The organism is Jiangella anatolica (assembly GCF_003236295.1).
In the GTDB taxonomy this organism is placed as follows: Bacteria; Actinomycetota; Actinomycetes; order Jiangellales; family Jiangellaceae; genus Jiangella; species Jiangella anatolica.
The window spans coordinates 17,307-36,445 of the sequence record NZ_POTW01000029.1; the positions used below are offsets into that span (position 1 = coordinate 17,307).

Sequence of the window (19,139 nt, forward strand, 5' to 3'; positions counted from 1 at the left end):
ATCAACCTTTTCGGGCGTCATGACGACGCAGAAGGTTGATGATCATGGGAATCCACAGGGGCGACGGCGACGGTGACCGGGCGTGCGACACGGCCACGTCGCCACACTCCCCCCGTCCCCCTGATAGCTGCCCGTTCTTGGCCGGGACGACGCGGGTCAAGGACGCGCCCCCACCCACAGACCACCGCAAACAGCCAGAGGCCGCGGACTTGAGGCGCGCCGGCCCGGCCAAGAAAATGGGCAGCAGGGGGACGGCCAACGGCAGCACAACGGCCCACCGCAGCACAACGGCCACCGACTAGCCGACGACGTCGTCCACGCGGACAACCGCGGCGAACCGGCCCGCCAGCGCGTACTCCGTCCGGGCCAGGACGTCGGCCACCTGCAGCGTCGCCGGGTCGGCGAGGATCTCGGCGTTGCTCCGTCCCGCCGGCGCGCCCGGCGCCTCGATCGGGTTCGTCGCCGTCGCGTCGATGACGAACGTCACCCGGTAGCCCAGGTCCGACGCGAGCCGCGCAGTCGTCTCGCAGCACTGCTCGGTGCGGATGCCGCTGACCACCACCTCACGGACACCGCGCTCGGTGAGCAGCTGCTGCAGGTTCGTCGTCGTGAAGGCGTTGTGGGAGGTCTTCGTCAGCACCGGCTCGCCGGGCAGCGGGTCCAGGCCGGGCAGCAGGCGCACATGACCGAGCGACGGGTCGAAGACGGTGCCGGTGCCCGGCTCGGTGTGCAGCACCCACACGACGAGGTCGCCCTGCTCCCGGGCGTGCTCGACCAGCCGCGCGGCCTGCTTGGCCACGTCCGGGTCGGAGATCAGCTCCCAGCTCGGCCGCTGCCGGAACGACTCCTGGATGTCGATGACGAGAAGCGCTCTGCTCATGCCGCCGATCCTCCGCCCGCCGCGGCAACAAGCACAGGCGGAATCGCGCCGACCATGCGACACATCCGGTCACCGTAGAATCGAAGGCATGCCCCCCACCTCTTCCGCGACGACGGCTGCCTCCGGCGTCGCCGCCGAGGCCGCCCGCCGCCGGACGTTCGCGGTCATCAGTCACCCCGACGCCGGCAAGTCGACGCTGACCGAGGCGCTGGCGCTGCACGCCCGGGTGATCGGCGAGGCCGGCGCGGTGCACGGGAAGGCCGGGCGGCGCGGCACCATCTCCGACTGGATGACGATGGAGCAGGAGCGCGGCATCTCCGTCACGTCCGCAGCGCTGCAGTTCGAGTACCAGGGGCACGTGATCAACCTGCTCGACACCCCCGGCCACGCCGACTTCTCCGAGGACACCTACCGGGTGCTGGCCGCCGTCGACTGCGCGGTCATGCTGCTCGACGCGGCGAAGGGGCTGGAGCCGCAGACGCTCAAGCTGTTCGACGTCTGCCGGCACCGCGGCGTCCCGGTGGTCACGTTCGTCAACAAGTGGGACCGGCCGGGCATCCACGTGCTCGACCTCGTCGACGAGCTGGACCAGCGCATCGGACTGCAGGCGACGCCGTTGAACTGGCCGGTCGGCGAGGCCGGCGCGTTCCACGGCCTGCTCAACCGCGACGACGAGACGATGACGACGTTCGAGCGGGCGCCGGGCGGCGCGCGCATCGCCGCCGAGCACACGCTGACCGCGGCGCAGGCCAAGGAGCTGCACCCCGACGCGTGGGGGACGGCGCTGGACGAGGTGTCGCTGCTCGACACCGTCGACACCGAGTCGTTCCTGGCCGGAAGGTCGACACCGATGCTGTTCGGCGCCGCGGTGGTGAACGTCGGGGTGCGCCAGCTCCTCGACGCGCTGACGGTGCTGGCCCCGCCGCCCGGCCCGCGCGAGGATGCCGAGGGCACGCCGCGCCCCGTCGACGCGCCGTTCTCCGGGCTGGTGTTCAAGGTGCAGGCCGGCATGGACAAGGCGCACCGCGACCGGCTGGCCTTCGTCCGCGTCTGTTCCGGACGGTTCGAGCGCGGCGCCGTCGTCACCCACGCCGCCACCGGCCGGCCGTTCGCCACCAAGTACGCCCGCACCATGCTCGGGCGCGAGCGCGAGACCATCGACATCGCCTACCCCGGCGACATCGTCGGCCTGGTCAACGCGAACGCGCTGACCGTCGGCGACACCTTGTACGCCGAGGGCGCGCCGGTCGCGTTCCCGCCGATGCCGTCGTTCGCGCCGGAGCACTTCGTCACCGCGCGCAGCACCGACACCAGCAAGGCCAAGCAGTTCCGCCGCGGCATCGAGCAGCTGGCCGAGGAGGGCGTCGTCCAGATCCTCACGTCGAACCGCCGCGGCGACGGCGCGCCGATCCTGGCCGCCGTCGGCCCACTGCAGTTCGAGGTCGCGACCGCCCGGCTCGGCCAGGAGTTCGGCGTGCCGATCGTGCTCGACTCGCTCCCCTACGGCCTGGCCCGGCGCACTGACGCCGACGGGGTCGCGACGCTGAACGCCGAGGCCGGCGTCGAGGTGGCCGAGCGTCGCGACGGCGCCCTGCTGGCGCTGTTCCCGGACAAGTGGCGGCTGGCGTCGGTGCAGCGCCGGCATCCCGACGTCACGCTCGACCCGCTCGTCGCCGGTGCGGACTGACGCGGCCGCACACCTTCTATAGGGTGGCCGCCATGACCGCTCGGCCGCTCTCCGAACTCGTCGATCCCGGCTGGGCGCGCGCCCTCGAGCCGGTCGCCCCGCGGATCGCCGCGATGGGCGAGTTCCTGCGCGCCGAGCTGGCCGCCGGCCGCACCTATCTGCCGGCCGGGCAGCACGTCCTGCGCGCGTTCACCCAGCCGTTCGACGACGTCCGGGTGCTCATCGTCGGCCAGGACCCGTACCCGACGCCCGGGCACGCGGTCGGGCTGAGCTTCTCCGTCGCGCCGGAGGTGCGCCCGCTGCCGCCCAGCCTCGTCAACATCTTCCAGGAGTACTGCGCCGATCTCGGCTACCCGCCGCCGGCCAACGGCGACCTGACCCCGTGGGCCGAGAACGGCGTCCTGCTGTTGAACCGGGCTCTGACGGTGGCGCCGAGAAATCCCGGCGCGCACCGGGGAAAGGGCTGGGAAGAAGTCACCGAGCAAGCCATCCGGGCGCTCGTCGGGCGCGGAACACCATTCGTGGCCATCTTGTGGGGTCGCGATGCGAGAAATCTACGGCCACTACTTGGTAACGTTCCGTGCATTGAGTCCGCCCACCCGAGCCCCATGTCGGCCCGCAACGGTTTCTTCGGCTCACGGCCGTTCAGTAGGGCGAACGACCTCCTGGCAGGGCTCGGGGCGCCGCCTGTCGACTGGAAGTTGCCATGAGACGCCGCGTTCACAAAGTGGGACACACACTTGTGCAACTAGCGTTCGATCATCGTATGCTTCCCGGCGCGGGCCCAAGGTGGTACTGTTTCCGCGGTTGCAGTAACAGTTCCTCGCACGTCCTTGAACGCCCGTGGGATGTTATCGCGGGCGTTTTTCGCTTCTCTGTGCCTCCAGCACTGTGGCAGCGGGAGACGGCGGCAGCAACCCGGAGGTCGCACGGTGCGGCCTTCGTCACCGTCCCGTAGGAGGACACGGCACATGGCACAGGGAACCGTCAAGTGGTTCAACGCCGAGAAGGGCTTCGGCTTCATCGCACAGGACAACGGCGAGCCGGATGTCTTCGTGCACTACTCGGCGATTCAGTCCGACGGCTACCGCACGCTGGACGAGAACCAGCGGGTGGAGTTCGAGATCACCCAGGGCCCGAAGGGCCCGCAGGCTGACGCGGTCCGTCCGGTCTGATCAACCTGTCATCCGCTGCCCCCGTGCCTCCCGCAGGCACGGGGGCAGCGGTGCGTCCGGGGTCGATTACCGCCTGGTACGGACCATCCACCGACCTCGTCCGGACCGCGTCCGCGCTGGTCGGAGCGCTATTGCCGACGTACCGCCCGGGGGTAGACGGACCGTTCTGTTCATTTGGGGGTTGATAACGAGCCGGTCACTGTGATTCGGTGGTCGCACGTGGTCAAGCAATCGCCACATCCACTCATTCTGGAGAGGTGTAGGCCGTGCAGACCCACGTTCTCGCGACGACGGACGACCATCAGCACCAGGACCAGAACATCGACCGTCAGCGCCACATCGACGACGTCGTGCAACGTCATCTACGTCTTGCCGAGGCGATCGCCCGCCGCTACGACGGCCGTGGCATCGAGCGCGATGACCTGATGCAGGTCGCCAGCCTTGGCCTTGTGAACGCCGCCCGCCGGTTCGACCCGGAACGCGGCAAGGACTTCGTCTCTTTCGCCGTCCCCACCATCACCGGTGAGGTCAAGCGCTACTTCCGCGACCACGGCTGGACGGTGCGCCCGCCACGCCGGGTCCAGGAGCTGCACGCGCGGGTCACCGCCGCGACGGCCGAGCTGTCGCAGGCCAACGGCGCCGCGCCCACCCCGGCCGAGCTGGCCGAGTACCTCGGCACCGAGGTCGCCGACGTGCTGGAGGCCAGCGCGTCGCACGAGTGCTTCACCGTGGCCTCCATCGACTATCGCGGCTCCGGCGGCGACGAGACGCCGCTCGCCGAGGCGCTCGGCGAGGACGACGGCGGCTTCGACCGGGCCGAGGCCGTGGTCGCGCTGGCTCCGGCCTGCCGCGAGCTCGGCGAACGTGACCGGCGGATCCTGTACCTGCGCTTCTTCAAGGGCTGGACCCAGCAGGAGATCGCCAAGGAGCTGGGCGTCACCCAGATGCAGGTGTCGCGGCTGCTGACCCGCATCCTCGGCCAGCTGCGCCGCCGCGTGGGCGCGGCCGCCGCCTAGCTCTCCAGCAGGTCGAGCAGCCGGTCGACGGCGATGCCGCGGCGGTGCGCGGCCGGCAGCGCGACGCAGACCGCCCAGCGTGGCAGGGCGTCCTCGATGGCGAGGACCTCCAGCCCCTGGGCGGCCCGTTTGCGGCTGACATGCTCGGGCACCAGCGCGACGCCGAGGCCGTGGCCGACCAGGTCGAGCAGGGTGTGGACGTCGTTGACCTCCATCGTCACCCGACGGTCCAGGCCGGCCGCGGCGAACGCGGCGTCGGCGAGCTGCCGGGCGCCCCACTCCTCCTGGAAGTCGACGAACGCCGTCCCGTTGAGCCGACTCAGCGCGACGCCGGCGCGGCCGGCCAGCCGGTGATCCGGCCGGCACAGCAGCACCATGGCCTCGGCGCCCAGCGGGACCAGCTCGACGCCGTCCGGCGGCGGCGCGACGACCGGGACGAACGCCAGGTCGAGGACGCCGGCTCGGACGTCGTCGAGCAGCCGGGCCGAGCCGGCCTGGTCCAGCCGGACCTCGACGCCGGCGTGCGCGGACCGGAACCTGGCCAGCAGGCCGGGCACGTCGACGGCGCCCAGGCACTGCTCGGCGCCGATCCGCACCGTGCCGCGCAGCAGCCCGTTGACCGCGGCCACCGCCTCGCGCGCCGCCTCGACCGACGCCAGCGCCCGGCGCGACTCGGCCAGCAGCGCCCGGCCCGCCTCGGTGAGGCTGACCTGCCGGGTGTTGCGGTGGAACAGCGCGGCGCCCAGCTCACGCTCCAGCGTCCGGATCGAGGCCGACAAGCCCGACTGGCTGATGATCAGCCGCTGCGCCGCCCGGGTGAAGTGGCCCTCCTCGGCGACGGCGACGAAATGCTCCAAATGCCGCAGCTCCACGATTGAGAATCGTAGCTTCTGAATTCGTTCGAGTTCTCCTGTTGGACACTCCGTGGGACGCGGCCGAAGACTGGACGCCATCACACCGATCCCCGGAGGTCACTTCCCATGCAGTTCCGCCGCATCGGCGACGTCCAGGTCAGCGCGATCGGGCTGGGCGGCATGCCCATGTCCATCGAGGGCCGGCCGGACGAGGCCCGCTCGATCGCCACGATCCACGCGGCACTCGACGCGGGCGTCACCCTCATCGACACCGCCGACGCCTACCATCTCCACGCCGACGAGGTCGGCCACAACGAGACGCTGATCGCCACCGCGCTGGCCCGCTACGGCGGCGACACGTCCGGCGTGCTGGTCGCCACGAAGGGCGGGCACCTGCGCCCCGGTGACGGCTCGTGGACGCTCAACGGCTCGCCCGACTATCTCAAGCGGGCCTGTGAGGCATCGCTCAAGCGGCTCGGCGTCGACGCGATCGGCCTCTACCAGTTCCACCGGCCCGATCCCACCGTCGCGTACGAGGACTCCGTCGGCGCCATCCGCGACCTGCTCGACGAGGGCAAGATCCGGCTGGCCGGCATCTCCAACGCCAACCCGGAGCAGATCGAGCTGGCCAATCGCATCCTGGACGGCCGGCTCGCGTCGGTGCAGAACCAGTTCTCGCCGCGGTTCCGCAGCAGCGAGCCGGAGCTGAAGCTGTGCGACCGGCTCGGCATCGCGTTCCTGCCGTGGGCCCCGCTCGGCGGCAGCTCGCAGGCCGGCGAGCTGGGCTCGGTGCACGGGGCGTTCGGCCGGATCGCCGCCGCGCACGGCGTCAGCCCGCAGCAGGTGTGCCTGGCCTGGATGCTGGCCAAGAGCGAGCACGTCGTCCCGATCCCCGGGTCGAGCCGGCCGGAGACGATCCGCGACTCGGTCGCCGCCGTGGACCTGGTGCTGACCCCGGAGGAGCTGGCGACGCTGGACTGAGCGGCGCCGGAGCCCGGGCGGCGGACGGCGTGCTGGCGCCGTCCGCCACCCGCGCTCAGGCCGTCCCGCGCTCAGGCCAGCCTGGCGAAGCCGCTCTGGCGTTCGGTCATCGACGCCTCGAGGGCGTCGCCGATCTCAGTGAAGCACGGCGGCGCGGCCACCGTGGCCGCCCGTTCCAGCTGGGCGCGCACGTCCTGGTCGGTGGTGACGACGCAGACGCCGCCGCCGCGGGCGCGCACCCGCTCGTGCAGGCCGACCAGCACCACGGCCGCCGTCGGGTCGACCGCGGCGGCGCGGCCCAGGTCGACCACCACATGACGGCTGCCGGCCGCGTTGACGGCCCAGCCGATCTCGTCGGCCAGCGCGACGTCGAGGTCGCCGGGGACGGTCAGGATCGTGCAGCCGCCGAAGTCGCGGGCCTGCACGGCCACGTCGTTGCTCACGGACGCTTCACCACCATCGGTTCGGGAAGCCTGGTCTCCACCCCGAAGTCCTGGCCGGCTTCCAGTGGTCGATACCCACACGAGCGGAACGTTCTCCTCCATCTGGGCACCGAGTTCATCCGACGCCTACCTTTACTGAGCGTCGCATGTACTGTCAAGGTACCCGTGGATCGAGATGCGGAGGTCACTCTCGCACGGCGGCGCGCCAGAATCAAGATCCATTGCGCCGGCGATCCGCCCGGATTTCCGATGCAACCGCCGCACCGGCTCGGGGGTCATCAGGTACGGCGGGCCGCTGCGCTCGTCACGGGGGTGCCCGCGCCTACGGGCGCAGTCGGGTGGCCGGGCCCGCGTTCACCACGCGGGCCCGGACCCTCAGCCGGACTCGGCATCCACCCAGGTCAGGTAGTCCGCGCTGCCGCCGACGATCGGTGTCACGACGATCTCGGGCAGGTCGTACGGATGGACGGCGCTCAGGTGCGCCGTCAGCGCCTCGACCCGGTCGGCGGCGGTCTTGATCTCGACCCGCCACTCCGCGTCCGTCCGCACCTCGCCCTCCCACCGGTAGACGCTGGTGATCGGGACGAGCTGCGCGCACGCACCCAGCCGGGCCGCGACGACGCCGGCCGCGAGCTCGCGCGCCACCGCCTCGCTGCCCGCCGTCGTCGTGACGATGACCTGGCCGCCGGACATGCCCCGAGCCTACGTGCGGCAGAGTGGGGCCCGTGAGCGCCGAGCCGCCGTTCCCGCCGCCGGGGTTCCGGCGGTTCTGGGCCGGCGAGGCGGTCTCGGGGCTCGGCAGCTACGTCACCCTGCTCGCGCTGCAGACGCTGGTGGTGCTGGATCTCGAGGGCGGCGCCACCGAGGTGGGCTGGGTGAGCTCGGCCCGGTGGCTGCCCTACCTCCTGTTCGGGCTGGCGGTGGGCGCGCTCGTCGACCGGGTCCGGCGGCGGCCGGTCATGATCGCCAGCGACCTGACCCGCGCCGCCCTGCTGCTGGCGATCCCGGCCGCCTGGGCCGCCGATCTGCTGACCTTCCCACTGCTCGTGGCCATCGTGGCGTGCTTCGGCGCCGCCTCGCTGGTGAACGACGCCGCCTCGATGGCGTTCCTGCCCCGGCTGGTGCCGCGCGCGCACCTGCAGCGGGCGCACGCCCGCATCGACGGCGCCGACGCGGTGGCCCAGACGGCCGGACCCGCGCTCGGCGGCCTGCTGGTCCGGTGGGTGGGCGCCCCGCTGGCGATCCTCGCCGACGCGGTCAGCTATGTGTTCGCCGCGGTCATGGTCGCGACGACCCGGATGGACGAGCCCCGCGTACGCACCGGCGGACCGGCGCCGAGTCTGCGCCGGGAGATCGCCGAGGGGGTGCGCTGGGTGTACGGCGCGTCCGGGCTGGCGCGGCTGGCCGTCGCGACCCACGTGTGGTTCGCCGGGAACGCCGTCGTGTCCGTCGCGATCCCGGTCTGGGCGCTGCGCGAGCTCGGGCTGTCCCCCGCGGTCCTCGGCCTCACCACCGCCGCGGCCGGCGTCGGCGCCCTGCTCGGTGCGGTGGTGACCACGGCCGTCAGCCGCCGGATCGGCACCGGCGGGGCGATCATCGCCGCACACGCCGTCAGCATGGTCGCCGTCATCGTGGCGGCGTCGGCGGGGGCAGGCCCGGCGGCGGTGCTGCTCGGCGCCGGCCAGGCGCTGCACGGCTTCGCGATGGGGCTCAGCAACTCGCACGAGATGGCCTACCGCCAGGCGCTCAGCCCGGACACCCTGCAGGCGCGCACGAACACGACCATGCGGTCCTTCAACCGGGCCGTGATCGTGGTGGTCTCGCCCCTCGCTGGGATGCTCGCCGACCGGCTCGGGCCCGCGCCCGCGCTGGTGCTGGCGGCGGCGATCTTCGCCGCCGTCGTGCTGATGCTGCTCGTGTCGCCGTTCCGCCACGTCCGGCTCACCGGTTGGCAACGCTTGCTCGGAGACGAATACTCGAAGTCGAGTATTCGTTGTCGAGCAGCTGTCGAAGGAGGCGTCGTGGCCGCGACCCGTCCGTCCAACCCACTGGCACTGGCCGTGCTCGTGCTGCTGTGGGAGCGGCCGATGCACCCCTACGAGATGTCGAGCACCCTGCGCGAGCGGCGCAAGGAGGACAGCATCAAGCTCAACTACGGCTCGCTGTACTCCGTCGTCGACTCGCTGCAGAAGCGCGGCCTGGTCGAGGCGACCGAGACCGTCCGCGAGGGCCGCCGGCCGGAGCGGACCGTCTACGCCATCACCGACGCCGGCGGGCGGGTCATGGTCGACTGGCTGGTCGAGCTGCTCAGCACGCCGAAGAAGGAGTTCACCCAGTTCGAGGCGGCTCTGACGCTGGCCGCTGCGCTGCCGCCGGAGCAGGTGACCGAGCTGCTCTCGCAGCGGCTGCGCAACCTGCACTTCCGGCAGAAGGCGGTCGAAGCGATGTTCGCCGAGGCGGCCACGGTCAAGCTGCCGCGGCTGTTCATGATCGAGGCCGAGTTCTCCGCCGCGCTGCTGAGCGCCGAGACCACGTTCGTGGAGCAACTGCTGGCCGATCTGCGCGACGGGTCGATCGGCGGGTTCGCCATGTGGCAGCGCGTGCACGAGCTGCGCCGCTCCGGGCTCCCGCCGGAGGAGATCGAGGCGAAGATCAACGCGGAGTTCGCCGACGAGCTGACCTTCGTGACCCACTACGAGAAACACGACTGACGACACGGCTCCCGGCCACGGTGCTGCAACACCACGACCGGGAGCCCATCGCAAACCAGGAGCCGGAGACTCACCACAAGGATCGCCCCGATCCCAGGTCCTGCATCACCAAGGATACGGGCGGCGCCGGCTCCTTCCCATCGGAAGGAGATCCACACCATGCAGCACGCCATCGAGGCCGAGGGTCTGGTCAAGACCTACGGCAAGGGGACGAAGGCGGTCCGGGCGCTGTCCGGCGTCGGCTTCGCCGTCCCACGCGGCACCGTGTTCGGCCTGCTCGGGCCGAACGGGGCCGGCAAGTCGACCACCACCAAGATCCTCACCACGCTCTCCACGCCGGACAGCGGCACCGCCGTCGTCGCCGGGCTGGACGTGAGCCGGGAGCCGGGCCGGGTGCGGCACGCGATCGGCTACGTGCCGCAGAAGCCGTGCTTCGACCCGACCGCGACCGGGCGGGAGAACCTGACCCTGCAGGGCCACGTCTATGGGCTGTCCCGCTCCGACATCCGCGCCCGCGGCGACCAGCTGCTGGAGCGGTTCGGGCTGGCCGACGCCGCGGACCGCGTCACGAAGACGTGGTCCGGCGGCATGCAGCGCAAGCTCGACGTCGCGCTGGCGCTCATGCACCGGCCGCGCGTCCTGTTCCTCGACGAGCCGACCACCGGCCTGGACCCGGAGGCCCGCGCGGACATGTGGGCGGAGATCTCCGGCGTCACCGAGGCCGACGGCGTCACCGTGCTGCTCACCACCCACTACCTGGAGGAGGCCGATCAGCTGGCCGACCGCCTGGTCATCATCGACCGCGGCCAGGTCGTCGCCGAGGGCACGCCGGAGGAGCTCAAGGGCGGCCTGGACGGCGACACCGTCCAGGTAGAGCTGGCCGACGCGGGGCAGCAGGAGGCGGCCCGGCGAGCCGTCGCCTCGGTACGCGGCACCGGTGAGATCAGCGCCGACGGCGCCCGGCTGCACGCCCGCGTCGGCAACGGCGCGGCGACGCTGCCCGGCCTGCTGGCCGCGCTGGAGGACGCCGCGATCCCGCTGGCGTCGGTGACGGTCGCCCGGCCGTCGCTGGACGACGTGTACCTGCGCCATGCCGGCCGGTCCTTCCACAGCGCCGACCGCGCCGGTCGCGCCGGGACGGAGGTGGCGGCATGAGCGCGACGACCCTCGCACCGGTGGCGCCGGCGGCCGAGTCGCGCCGGTTCACGTCGCTGCGGCACGCCGGCTACCTCACCGGACGCTCGCTGCGGATCCTGCGCCGCGAGCCGGTGTACCTGGCGTTCACACTGATCCAGCCGATGGTGTGGCTGCTGCTGTTCGGCGCGCTGTTCGAGCGCGTCGCCGAGCTGCCCGGCTTCGGCTCGACGTCCTACCTGGAGTACCTCACCCCCGGCGTCGTCGTGATGACGGCGATGATGTCGGCCGGCTGGGCCGGCACCGGCTTCATCGACGACATGAACCGCGGCGTGATGGACCGCAACCTCACCTCGCCGGTGAGCCGCGGCGCGCTGATCACCGGCGCGCTCACGTACCAGGCGGTGGTGACGGTCGTGCAGTCGCTGATCGTGTTCGGTGTCGGCGTGGCGGCCGGCGCGCGCTACGACGGCGGCGTGACCGGCGTGCTCGTGGTGCTGCTGTGCGCCGTGCTGCTCGCGGTGATCTTCGCGGCGCTGTCCTGCGCGGTGGCGCTGATGCTGCGCTCGCAGGAGTCGCTGATCGGGGTGTCACAGTTCCTGACGCTGCCGCTGGCGTTCACGTCGACGGTGATGATGGCGCCGGCGCTGCTGCCGGACTGGGTCGGCACGATCGCCCGCTACAACCCGGTCGACTGGGCAGCACGGGCCAGCCGCGAGGCGCTGCTGGGCCACCCGGACTGGTCGGCCGTCCTCGGCCGGGCCGGGCTGCTGTTCGCGCTGATGCTGGTCATGGCCTGGCTGGCCACCCGGGCGTTCCGCGCCTACCAGCGGTCGGTGTGACGGGAGAAGTTGAAGGTTGCGACCCCGGCCTCCGCAGCGAACCGGGGCCGCAACCTGCACCCGACGTCATCGATACGTCGGGCGTTCTGGGGCCCTAACGGTCTGGACCGTTGGGGCGATCTGCGGAGTTGCCGTTACCGTTGCCGTTCCCGGCGCCGCCGTTGCCGTCGCCGAGCCCGTTCCCGGAATTGCCGTTGCCGTTGTTCCCCTGGCCGGAGTTGTCCGGCGCCGGCGCCTCGGGCCTCGGTGTCTCCGGCCGGTCCGGATTGCCCGGCGTCTCCGGCCGGCCCGGCGGCGGGGTCTCCGGCTTGTCCGGGTTGCCCGGAGTCTCGGGCTTACCGGGAGGGGTCTCCGGCTTACCGGGTGGCGTCGTCACCGGCGGGCCGGGGTCTGCGGGGGTGTGCGACTCGCCGGGCCCCGTGGAGGCGGTGCGGCCGCGGTCGGGCTCGGTGTCGCGGATGTCGACGACGTCGGGCTCGGGCTCGTCCTGGAAGCTGATCGGCGTCACCGTCTCGATCAGCGTCTCCATGCGCGCCTGCGCCGGGCCGGGCAGCGCGCCCGTGGCGGTGGCGGCGGTGAGGCCGGTGAAGAGGACGACCGCGCCGGTGACGACGCGGACCCGGGGGCTGACCCCGGAGAGCCAGGAGCGCAACCGGCGCCCGGCCGGCGCCGGGATCGGTGCGGGCGAGATGCCGGTGAAGTCACCGCTGGCCATGCGCTGGGCCAGCTCGGCCGACGGCCGCACCGGCTGCCGCGAGGCAGCCTTGATCGCCCCGACGGCGCCGGCCAGCGGCGCGAGTCCGGGCGTGACCGGGCGGCCGGTCAGCAGGGCCTCGACGGTGTCCTCGTCGAGCAGGTGAAGTGGAAGCATCTCGTCCCTGTCATCGCCGGCGCGACGTCCAGGGGTACGGGTTCACTCGACTTTTTTCCGCAACGCCGTCAGACCGCGCCGTTGCAGGGCCTTCACGGCGCCGACGGAGCGGCCCACGGTCTGGGCGACCTGCTCGACCGTCAGGTCGCCGACGATGCGCAGCAGCACCACCTCGCGCTGCTCCGCCGAGAGCGTCGCGCACAGTTCGTACACCCGGCGCAGCCCCAGCGCGTCGAGCGCCTCGGCCTCGGCGTCGCCGCCCGGGCCGTCCAGCGTCGCCGGGTCGTCGGTGGGCTCGCTGGGCCGGCGCACGGCCCGCCGCCGCTCGTCGATCAGCCGGCGGTGCGCGATGGTGAACACCCAGGACCGGAACTGCGACTCCGTCCCCTCGAACGAGGGCAGCCCGGCGAACACGCCGAGGAAGACCTCGCTGGTCAGGTCGTCCGGCTCGGCCGAGCCCTGCAGACGCAGGTAGCCGGTGACGATCGGCGCGAGGTCGCCGTACAGGCGCTCGAAGGCCCACGGCGCGCCCGCGCGCGCCGCGTCGAGCACGACGTCGAACTCTTCCCCGATGACCGCTCGCCTCCCCCTGGCGCCTGCCTCACAGTGTGATCACCTCGCTGGCCAGAAGGTTACGGGCTGACGTCCGGCTTCCGGAACGTGTGTGGACAGCAGCCGCCAGAATGGTCCGGATGGACACCCACATCGTCGACCTGCGTACCGGCGCCGACCTGGTGACCGACGTGACCCGCGCCGTGCTCGAGTTCTGCCGCGGCCGCGGCGACGGCCTGTGCCACCTCTTCGTGCCGCACGCCACGGCCGGGCTGGCGCTGATCGAGACCGGCTCCGGCACCGAGCCCGACCTCGCCGACGCCGTCGACCGGCTGCTGCCGCGCGAGGACGTCTACCGCCACCGTCACGGCAGCCTCGGCCACGGCCGCGACCACGTCCTGCCCGCCTTCATCGCGCCGTCGCTGACCCTGCCGGTGCTGGACGGCGCGCCGGCGCTGGGCACCTGGCAGAGCGTGTGCGTCGTCGACTCGAACGTCGACAACCGCGACCGGAAGCTGCGGTTGTCGTTCCTGCCGGGCTGACTCAGCCCTCGTCGTCCGGCTCGACCGGCTCGACCGGCTCGTCCGGCACCCGCAGGTCGCCGTCGGCGCCCATGACCTGCTCGGTCTCGTCGGCGTCGCCGTGCACGCGCGTCTCGTCGTCGACGGAGTGGACGGCCATCGCGCGGTCGCGTTCTTCCTGGGTGGTGTGATGCACACCGTCGGGGTGCTCGCTCATGACAGCCTCCAGACATGCCGAAGGACCCAGGCTACGCCCGGGTCCTTCGGTGTCGATCGGCTCAGCCGGCCCACTCCAGCAGCGGCTGGTGCCGCTTGGGGTCGCGCAGCTCGGCCAGCGCCAGCTTCTCCAGCTGACGCACCCGCTCCTTCGTCAGGCCGACCCGCTCGGCGACCTCCTGCAGCGTGTGCTGCTCGCCGTCCTCGAGCCCGAATCGCATGGAGACGATCAGGGCCTCGCGCGGGGCCAGCGTGCCGACCAGCTCACGGACCTGCTCGCCCAGCGCCTGGAACTCCACGACGTCGGTGGCGTGCGGCGTCTCGGTGTCCTCGATAAGGTCGCCGAGGCTCGCGCTGCCCTCGTCGCCGATCGGGGTGTCCAGGCTGACCGTGTCGCGCCGGATGCGGCGCAGCTCGATCACCCGGGCGGTCGTGAGGTCGATCTCCTCGGCCAGCTCGTCCGGCGTCGGGTCGCGGCCCAGGTCGACGGTGAGCTTGCGCTCGGCCCGGCCCAGCTTGGACAGCGTCTCCAGCACGTGCACCGGGAGCCGGATCGTGCGGGCCCGCTCGGCCTTGCCGCGCTCGATGGCCTGCCGGATCCACCACATCGCGTACGTCGAGAACTTGAACCCCTTCGCGTAGTCGAACTTCTCGACCGCGCGGATCAGGCCCAGGTTCCCCTCCTGCACGACGTCCAGGAACGGCAGCCCGCTGTTGCGGTAGTACTTGCGCGCCGCCGACACGACCAGCCGCAGGTTGGCCCGGATCATGTGATCCTTCGCCCGCTCGCCGTCGCGCACCAGCGCCTCCAGCTCGGCCCGCCGGTCGCCGTCGACCTCGGACTCCAGCAGCGACGCCGCGTAGACGCCCGCCTCGATCCGGCGGGCCAGCTCGACCTCCTCGGCCGCCGAGAGCAGCGGCGTCGAGCCGATCTGCTTCAGGTACTGGCCGACCAGGTCGTAGTCCTCGTCACGCACCCGGTTCGGGGCGCGGACCTGCTCCTCCACCATCGTCATTCCCCGTTCTCCTTACTCATCGCGATGTCTTGGTGGCACCCCATGGCTCGCCCATGCCGGTCCGCGCGCGCTCGGGCGCGAACCGTCGATGGTGTGTGGTGGGTTGCCCTGCGGGAGTCCGCGGATCTCTCGATCCGGCTCCCGAAGCCCCGGGCCGTCAGGCGGTCTACCGGAGACTTCCGCTAAGTGGAACGTCCTGGTACGACCCGCTATTCCGGCGGCGTGCTTGTCGGCCGGGCACTACCCCGGCGACGATGGAACGGATGAGCGACGACGAGAGTTCCGGCGGGCGCTTCGTCGTCCACGAGCACCATGCCCGCCGGCTGCACTGGGACCTGCGCGTCGAGCACGACGGGGTGCTGGCGTCGTGGGCGCTGCCCCGCGGGTTCCCGCGCACGCCCGAGGAGAACCGGCTGGCCGTCCGCACCGACGACCACCCGATGGAGTTCCTCACCTTCGACGGCGAGATCCCGGCCGGCGAGTACGGCGGCGGCGCGATGACGATCTGGGACCACGGCACCTACACGGCGGAGAAGTTCCGCGACGACAAGGTCGTGGCCCGGTTCGACGGCGAACGGGTCCAGGGGCGGTTCGCGCTGTTCCGCACCCGCGGCGACGACTGGATGATCCACCGGATGGACGGACCGGCCGACGACGGCGAGCCGCTGCCGGAGTCGCTGGCGCCGATGACGGCCACCCCCGGCGCGCTGCCGCGGGACCAGGACGCCTGGGCGTTCGAGGTCGACTGGGACGGCGCCCGCACGCTCGCGTACGCCGACCCCGGCCGGCTCCGGCTGGCCGACGGCGACGGCCGCGACGTCACCCGGCGCTACCCCGAGCTGCGGCCGCTGACCTACGCCGTCGGCGCTCGCCGGCTGCTGCTCGACGGTGAGCTGGTCGCGTTCGGCGCCGACGGCCGGCCCAGCGCCACGCGGCTGAGGCGACGGGTGGCGGCGTCCGACGAGACCGACATCCGCCGCCGGGCCGAGACCGCGCCGGTCGTGTACGTCGTGTACGACCTGCTGCACCTGGACGGCCGGTCGCTGCTGGACGCGCCGTACGAGGAGCGACGGCGCGAGCTCACGGCGCTGCGGCTGGCCGGATCCGCCTGGCAGGTCCCGGACCACCAGCGCGGCGACGGCGACGTGCTGCTCGAGGCGGCCCGCCAGCAGGGCCTCGCCGGCGTCGTCGCGAAACGGCTGGACAGTCCCTACCGGCCGGGCCGGCGCAGCCGCGACTGGCGGCGCATCACCGCGTGAGCGGCGAAACATCGCGCTTGGCACGCCGCGGGCGACCTCTCGCGCCCGAAATGCGGCGTTCGTGGAACGCTCCGGCGTGCCAAGGGCCGCTCGACGAGGTCGGCGCCGTCCCGTCCGCCTCCGGCCCGCGTAGCGGCGGACGGTCAGCTGGAGCGGCGCATCCCCCGTCGCCGCCGCTCCAGCCGCCGCCGTTCCTCGGTATCCAGCCCACCCCACACGCCGGCCTGCTCGTCCCTGGCCATCGCCTCGGCGAGGCAGCGCTCCCGGACCGGGCAGGTCCGGCAGATCCGCTTCGCCCTGGTCTCCTGCGCGCGCTTGCGGCTGGGTGACATGCCGTCGGGCGCGCAGAACAGGTCCGCGTCCCAGCCCCGGCACAGCCCGTACTCCCACCACGACGCCGAGTCCACCCGCGCCCCCGCCTCCTCCGCGCTGGGCACGACCACATCGCTGCGCCGGCCGGTCTCGGTCCGCAGCACGATCCGCATCACGCCGATGGTCATCACCCCCGGTTACCCAGGGGTTCGGCCGATAAACCGCGCCGATCAGGGTTCGTCGGGCAGCCGTCCGGTGGCGATGACGCGCTCGGCGACGGCACGCAGCTTGACGTTGGTGTTGCGGGAGTAGCGCCGCAGCACGGCGAAGGCGCGGTCGGCGTCGAGACCGTACCGTTCCATCAGCATCCCCTGCGCCAGCCCGATGAGGTGCCGGGCGCCGATCGCCTCCCGCAGCCCGTCCTCCTCGCGCGCCGATGCGAGCGCGATGGACGCGTGCCGGGCGAAGATCTGCGCGACGTCGATGTCGTCGTCGTCGAACATGCCGGCCCGGCGGCCGTAGAGGTTCAGCGTGCCGAGGGTGGTGTGCGCCGTGTGCAGCCGCACCGACAGCACGCTGCGCAGGCCGAACTCGGCGGCGCGCGGGCCCCACGTGGGCCAGCGAGGGTCGGCGGCGGTGTCGTCGACCAGCACCGACGTGCGGCTCTCGACCACCAGCCGGCCCGGCCCCTCGCCGATGTCGTTCTGCAGCTCGTCGGCCTTGTGCACCCAGGGGTCGGTGGCGGCGGCGGTCTCGATGCGGCCGCCGCCGTGTACCAGCATGAGCCCGGCCTCGTCGCAGACGGTGGCCGCCCGGGCGTACTCGACCACTCGGTCCAGCGTCTGCTCGACGTCCGGCTCGTCGTGCAACGCAAGCGCCATCTCCGCGAAGTCTCCCGCGTCTGGTTCGGCCACTCCGTCCTCCGCCATGTCGCGCCGTCCGCCCCTCCATCTTCCCCCACGTATCGCCGCCTGACGCGCCCGGCGCCGTGTCGATCCGAGATGAGCGGGTATGCACCAGGCATGTATGGCGATGACGTCGCGACGCAGCACGCGGTGGTCACCGGTGGCGCCGGATTTCTCGGCTCGCACCTGTGCGACGCGCTCATCGCGGCAGGCCATCGCGTCACGTGCGTCGACAACCTCTCGACCGGCAGCGCCGCCAACCTGCGCCAGCTGGCCGACGAGCCGAGGTTCACGCTGGTGCGCCAGGACCTCACGGAGTACGAGGACGCCCTCGTCGGGCCGGTCGACGTCGTCTACCACCTGGCCGCTCCGGCCGCGCCCAGCGACTATCTGCTCGACCCGGTCGCCACCATGCGGATCGCCAGCGTCGGCACACTCAACGCGCTCGACCTGGCCCGGGATCGGCAGGCCCAGTTCGTGCTGGCGTCGACGTCGGAGGTGTACGGCCCGGCCGGTGACGCGCCCAGCCGCGAGGACCAGGCCGGCTCGGTCGACCCGGCCGGCGGGTACGGCGGCTACTACGAGTCGCGGATGTTCGCCGAGGCGCTGACGACGGCGTACCGCAGCGCGTACGACCTGCGGACCGGGATCGCGCGGATCTTCGGCACCTACGGGCCGCGGATGCGGCTGGACGACGGCCGGGTGCTGTCGCGGTTCATCCGGCAGGTGCTGTCCGGGACGCCGCTGACGGTGCCCGGCCCCGGAACCCAGACCCGCTCGCTGTGCTACGTCGACGACGCGGTCGCCGGGCTACTGGCCGTGGCCGGCGGCCAGTATCCGGGGCCGGTCAACATCGGCAGCCCGGAGGCGGTGTCGGTGTTCGCGCTGGCCCGCGAGGTCGCGGAGATCGCCGGCCCGGACGCCGAGATCGTCTTCGTCGACCCGCCGGTCACCGACACACACGCCCGGCGGCCCGACGTCACGCTCGCCGCGCAGCTGCTCGGCTGGCGGCCGCGCACCGGAGTCCGCGACGGGCTGGCCGCCACCCTCGCCTGGTTCCGCCGCGCCCGGGTCCGCCATGCCTGACGTCATCGCTCCGGCGCCGGTGCCGCGGACCCGCTCGCTGTCGCGGCTGCGCACCGCCGCGGCACACTGCCAGGCCTGCGACCTGTACCGCGACGCCACCCAGACGGTGTTCGGCGCCGGCCCGCGGGACGCGCCCCTGATGCTCGTCGGCGAGACACCCGGCGACATCGAGGATCGGGAGGGCCGGCCGTTCGCCGGACCGGCCGGCCGGCTGCTGGACCGCGCGCTGGCCGAGGCCGGTCTGGACCGCGACGCCGCCTACGTCTCCAACGCCGTCAAGCACTTCAAGTTCCACCGCGAGGGCAAGCGCCGGATCCACGAGAAGCCCGACGCCGGCCAGATCGCCGCCTGCCGGCCGTGGCTGCGGGCCGAGCTGGCCGCCGTCCGGCCGCGGGTCCTCGTCGTGCTCGGCGCGACCGCCGCCGCGACGATCCTGGGCCGTTCGTTCCGGGTGACCAAGCAGCACGGCCAGGCGCTGGAGTGGGCCGACTTCGCGCCGGCGTCGCCGCTGACGACCGAGGACGGGCCGCCGCTCGACGACGCGGTGGTGGTCGCGACCGTGCATCCGTCGGCGGTGCTGCGCTCCCGCGACCGGTCCGCCGCGTACGCCGGCTTCGTCGACGACCTGCGGGCCGCCGCGGCCGTGCTGTCCTGACCCGCGTCGACTCGGCGCGTCCT

General features: G+C 72.6%; 22 protein-coding genes. 12 read left to right on the forward strand and 10 right to left on the reverse strand.

Features of this window, described 5'->3' with window-relative positions; all coding sequences use genetic code 11:
* Positions 1–298: 298 nt before the first annotated feature.
* Complete coding sequence (locus tag C1I92_RS14030; RefSeq protein WP_111255282.1) at positions 299–880, reverse strand: cysteine hydrolase family protein; 582 nt, start codon at positions 878–880, stop codon at positions 299–301.
* A gap of 88 nt (positions 881–968) precedes the next feature.
* On the opposite strand from C1I92_RS14030, the gene C1I92_RS14035 reads away from it, so the two are divergent.
* The 4 genes from C1I92_RS14035 to C1I92_RS14050 all read left to right on the forward strand — a co-directional run bounded on the left by C1I92_RS14035 (position 969) and on the right by C1I92_RS14050 (position 4,758).
* The gene (locus tag C1I92_RS14035) at positions 969–2,567 is read left to right on the forward strand and encodes a peptide chain release factor 3 (RefSeq protein WP_111255283.1); all 1,599 of its coding nucleotides are present in this window, start codon (positions 969–971) and stop codon (positions 2,565–2,567) included.
* A 32-nt stretch (positions 2,568–2,599) separates the two neighbouring features.
* Positions 2,600–3,277: a uracil-DNA glycosylase gene (locus C1I92_RS14040; protein ID WP_111255328.1), complete on the forward strand. Its 678-nt coding sequence runs from the start codon at positions 2,600–2,602 to the stop codon at positions 3,275–3,277.
* Between the two features lie 261 nt (positions 3,278–3,538).
* Complete coding sequence (locus tag C1I92_RS14045) at positions 3,539–3,742, forward strand: cold-shock protein (protein ID WP_069109710.1); 204 nt, start codon at positions 3,539–3,541, stop codon at positions 3,740–3,742.
* Positions 3,743–4,008: 266 nt separating this feature from the next.
* The gene (locus C1I92_RS14050; RefSeq protein ID WP_111255284.1) at positions 4,009–4,758 is read left to right on the forward strand and encodes a SigB/SigF/SigG family RNA polymerase sigma factor; all 750 of its coding nucleotides are present in this window, start codon (positions 4,009–4,011) and stop codon (positions 4,756–4,758) included.
* On the opposite strand, the gene C1I92_RS14055 is transcribed toward C1I92_RS14050, so the two are convergent.
* Complete coding sequence (locus C1I92_RS14055; RefSeq protein ID WP_111255285.1) at positions 4,755–5,630, reverse strand: LysR family transcriptional regulator; 876 nt, start codon at positions 5,628–5,630, stop codon at positions 4,755–4,757. The two genes, C1I92_RS14050 and C1I92_RS14055, sit on opposite strands and share 4 nt — an antisense overlap.
* 108 nt (positions 5,631–5,738) lie before the next feature.
* Between C1I92_RS14055 and C1I92_RS14060 the strand changes: the two genes are divergently transcribed.
* A complete protein-coding gene (locus C1I92_RS14060) occupies positions 5,739–6,593 on the forward strand; it encodes an aldo/keto reductase (protein WP_111255286.1) in 855 nt (284 codons plus the stop codon).
* A 71-nt stretch (positions 6,594–6,664) separates the two neighbouring features.
* On the opposite strand, the gene C1I92_RS14065 is transcribed toward C1I92_RS14060, so the two are convergent.
* The gene (locus tag C1I92_RS14065) at positions 6,665–7,036 is read right to left on the reverse strand and encodes an STAS domain-containing protein (RefSeq protein ID WP_158564126.1); all 372 of its coding nucleotides are present in this window, start codon (positions 7,034–7,036) and stop codon (positions 6,665–6,667) included.
* A 375-nt stretch (positions 7,037–7,411) separates the two neighbouring features.
* The gene (cutA, locus tag C1I92_RS14070; RefSeq protein WP_111255288.1) at positions 7,412–7,729 is read right to left on the reverse strand and encodes a divalent-cation tolerance protein CutA; all 318 of its coding nucleotides are present in this window, start codon (positions 7,727–7,729) and stop codon (positions 7,412–7,414) included.
* A 32-nt stretch (positions 7,730–7,761) separates the two neighbouring features.
* Here cutA and C1I92_RS34435 point away from each other — a divergent pair, with 32 nt between their 5' ends.
* The 3 genes from C1I92_RS34435 to C1I92_RS14085 all read left to right on the forward strand — a co-directional run bounded on the left by C1I92_RS34435 (position 7,762) and on the right by C1I92_RS14085 (position 11,723).
* Positions 7,762–9,747 carry an MFS transporter gene (locus C1I92_RS34435; RefSeq protein WP_199521218.1) on the forward strand — a complete coding sequence of 662 codons (1,986 nt, stop codon included), beginning with the start codon at positions 7,762–7,764 and terminating at the stop codon, positions 9,745–9,747.
* Between the two features lie 159 nt (positions 9,748–9,906).
* Positions 9,907–10,902, forward strand: a complete 996-nt coding sequence (locus C1I92_RS14080; RefSeq protein WP_111255289.1) for an ATP-binding cassette domain-containing protein — start codon at positions 9,907–9,909, stop codon at positions 10,900–10,902.
* A complete protein-coding gene (locus C1I92_RS14085; RefSeq protein WP_111255290.1) occupies positions 10,899–11,723 on the forward strand; it encodes an ABC transporter permease in 825 nt (274 codons plus the stop codon). Before C1I92_RS14080 ends, C1I92_RS14085 begins: the two co-directional genes overlap by 4 nt.
* A 94-nt stretch (positions 11,724–11,817) precedes the next feature.
* Here C1I92_RS14085 and C1I92_RS14090 read toward each other — a convergent pair whose 3' ends face one another.
* Positions 11,818–12,594 (reverse strand): hypothetical protein, encoded by a 777-nt coding sequence (locus C1I92_RS14090; RefSeq protein WP_111255291.1) that lies wholly within the window; start codon positions 12,592–12,594, stop codon positions 11,818–11,820.
* A 42-nt stretch (positions 12,595–12,636) separates the two neighbouring features.
* The gene (locus C1I92_RS14095; RefSeq protein WP_158564127.1) at positions 12,637–13,146 is read right to left on the reverse strand and encodes an RNA polymerase sigma factor; all 510 of its coding nucleotides are present in this window, start codon (positions 13,144–13,146) and stop codon (positions 12,637–12,639) included.
* A gap of 140 nt (positions 13,147–13,286) precedes the next feature.
* Here C1I92_RS14095 and C1I92_RS14100 point away from each other — a divergent pair, with 140 nt between their 5' ends.
* Positions 13,287–13,688, forward strand: coding sequence for a YjbQ family protein (locus C1I92_RS14100; RefSeq protein WP_111255329.1), 402 nt, complete (start codon positions 13,287–13,289; stop codon positions 13,686–13,688).
* Between the two features lies 1 nt (position 13,689).
* Here the strand turns inward: C1I92_RS14100 and C1I92_RS14105 are convergent, their stop codons facing one another.
* Entirely contained in the window at positions 13,690–13,884 is a 195-nt protein-coding gene (locus tag C1I92_RS14105) for a hypothetical protein (RefSeq protein WP_111255293.1), read from the reverse strand.
* Positions 13,885–13,945: 61 nt separating this feature from the next.
* Positions 13,946–14,899, reverse strand: coding sequence for a sigma-70 family RNA polymerase sigma factor (locus C1I92_RS14110; RefSeq protein ID WP_111255294.1), 954 nt, complete (start codon positions 14,897–14,899; stop codon positions 13,946–13,948).
* Positions 14,900–15,162: 263 nt separating this feature from the next.
* Here C1I92_RS14110 and C1I92_RS14115 point away from each other — a divergent pair, with 263 nt between their 5' ends.
* Positions 15,163–16,158 (forward strand): DNA polymerase ligase N-terminal domain-containing protein, encoded by a 996-nt coding sequence (locus tag C1I92_RS14115; RefSeq protein WP_158564128.1) that lies wholly within the window; start codon positions 15,163–15,165, stop codon positions 16,156–16,158.
* Between the two features lie 143 nt (positions 16,159–16,301).
* Here the strand turns inward: C1I92_RS14115 and C1I92_RS14120 are convergent, their stop codons facing one another.
* Together C1I92_RS14120 and C1I92_RS14125 are read right to left on the reverse strand one after the other, a co-directional pair.
* The gene (locus tag C1I92_RS14120; protein ID WP_111255330.1) at positions 16,302–16,658 is read right to left on the reverse strand and encodes a WhiB family transcriptional regulator; all 357 of its coding nucleotides are present in this window, start codon (positions 16,656–16,658) and stop codon (positions 16,302–16,304) included.
* A gap of 42 nt (positions 16,659–16,700) precedes the next feature.
* Entirely contained in the window at positions 16,701–17,351 is a 651-nt protein-coding gene (locus C1I92_RS14125) for a GAF and ANTAR domain-containing protein (protein ID WP_199521220.1), read from the reverse strand.
* 141 nt (positions 17,352–17,492) lie between these two features.
* Between C1I92_RS14125 and C1I92_RS14130 the strand changes: the two genes are divergently transcribed.
* Both C1I92_RS14130 and C1I92_RS14135 read left to right on the forward strand, forming a co-directional pair.
* The gene (locus tag C1I92_RS14130) at positions 17,493–18,461 is read left to right on the forward strand and encodes an NAD-dependent epimerase/dehydratase family protein (protein WP_111255297.1); all 969 of its coding nucleotides are present in this window, start codon (positions 17,493–17,495) and stop codon (positions 18,459–18,461) included.
* A complete protein-coding gene (locus tag C1I92_RS14135) occupies positions 18,454–19,116 on the forward strand; it encodes a UdgX family uracil-DNA binding protein (RefSeq protein ID WP_111255298.1) in 663 nt (220 codons plus the stop codon). Before C1I92_RS14130 ends, C1I92_RS14135 begins: the two co-directional genes overlap by 8 nt.
* Positions 19,117–19,139 lie beyond the last annotated feature (23 nt).

Bases quoted from the DNA above. Each gene is read 5' to 3' on its own strand.
- C1I92_RS14135 (WP_111255298.1), top strand. From the start codon at position 18,454: ATGCCTGACGTCATCGCTCCGGCGCCGGTGCCGCGGACCCGCTCGCTG.
- C1I92_RS14080 (WP_111255289.1), top strand. From the start codon at position 9,907: ATGCAGCACGCCATCGAGGCCGAGGGTCTGGTCAAGACCTACGGCAAG.
- C1I92_RS14090 (WP_111255291.1), bottom strand. From the start codon at position 12,594: ATGCTTCCACTTCACCTGCTCGACGAGGACACCGTCGAGGCCCTGCTG.
- C1I92_RS14085 (WP_111255290.1), top strand. From the start codon at position 10,899: ATGAGCGCGACGACCCTCGCACCGGTGGCGCCGGCGGCCGAGTCGCGC.
- cutA (WP_111255288.1), bottom strand. From the start codon at position 7,729: ATGTCCGGCGGCCAGGTCATCGTCACGACGACGGCGGGCAGCGAGGCG.
- C1I92_RS14060 (WP_111255286.1), top strand. From the start codon at position 5,739: ATGCAGTTCCGCCGCATCGGCGACGTCCAGGTCAGCGCGATCGGGCTG.
- C1I92_RS14040 (WP_111255328.1), top strand. From the start codon at position 2,600: ATGACCGCTCGGCCGCTCTCCGAACTCGTCGATCCCGGCTGGGCGCGC.
- C1I92_RS14100 (WP_111255329.1), top strand. From the start codon at position 13,287: ATGGACACCCACATCGTCGACCTGCGTACCGGCGCCGACCTGGTGACC.
- C1I92_RS14045 (WP_069109710.1), top strand. From the start codon at position 3,539: ATGGCACAGGGAACCGTCAAGTGGTTCAACGCCGAGAAGGGCTTCGGC.
- C1I92_RS14030 (WP_111255282.1), bottom strand. From the start codon at position 880: ATGAGCAGAGCGCTTCTCGTCATCGACATCCAGGAGTCGTTCCGGCAG.
- C1I92_RS14110 (WP_111255294.1), bottom strand. From the start codon at position 14,899: ATGACGATGGTGGAGGAGCAGGTCCGCGCCCCGAACCGGGTGCGTGAC.
- C1I92_RS14115 (WP_158564128.1), top strand. From the start codon at position 15,163: ATGAGCGACGACGAGAGTTCCGGCGGGCGCTTCGTCGTCCACGAGCAC.
- C1I92_RS14130 (WP_111255297.1), top strand. From the start codon at position 17,493: ATGTATGGCGATGACGTCGCGACGCAGCACGCGGTGGTCACCGGTGGC.
- C1I92_RS14120 (WP_111255330.1), bottom strand. From the start codon at position 16,658: ATGACCATCGGCGTGATGCGGATCGTGCTGCGGACCGAGACCGGCCGG.
- C1I92_RS14125 (WP_199521220.1), bottom strand. From the start codon at position 17,351: ATGGCGCTTGCGTTGCACGACGAGCCGGACGTCGAGCAGACGCTGGAC.
- C1I92_RS14035 (WP_111255283.1), top strand. From the start codon at position 969: ATGCCCCCCACCTCTTCCGCGACGACGGCTGCCTCCGGCGTCGCCGCC.
- C1I92_RS14105 (WP_111255293.1), bottom strand. From the start codon at position 13,884: ATGAGCGAGCACCCCGACGGTGTGCATCACACCACCCAGGAAGAACGC.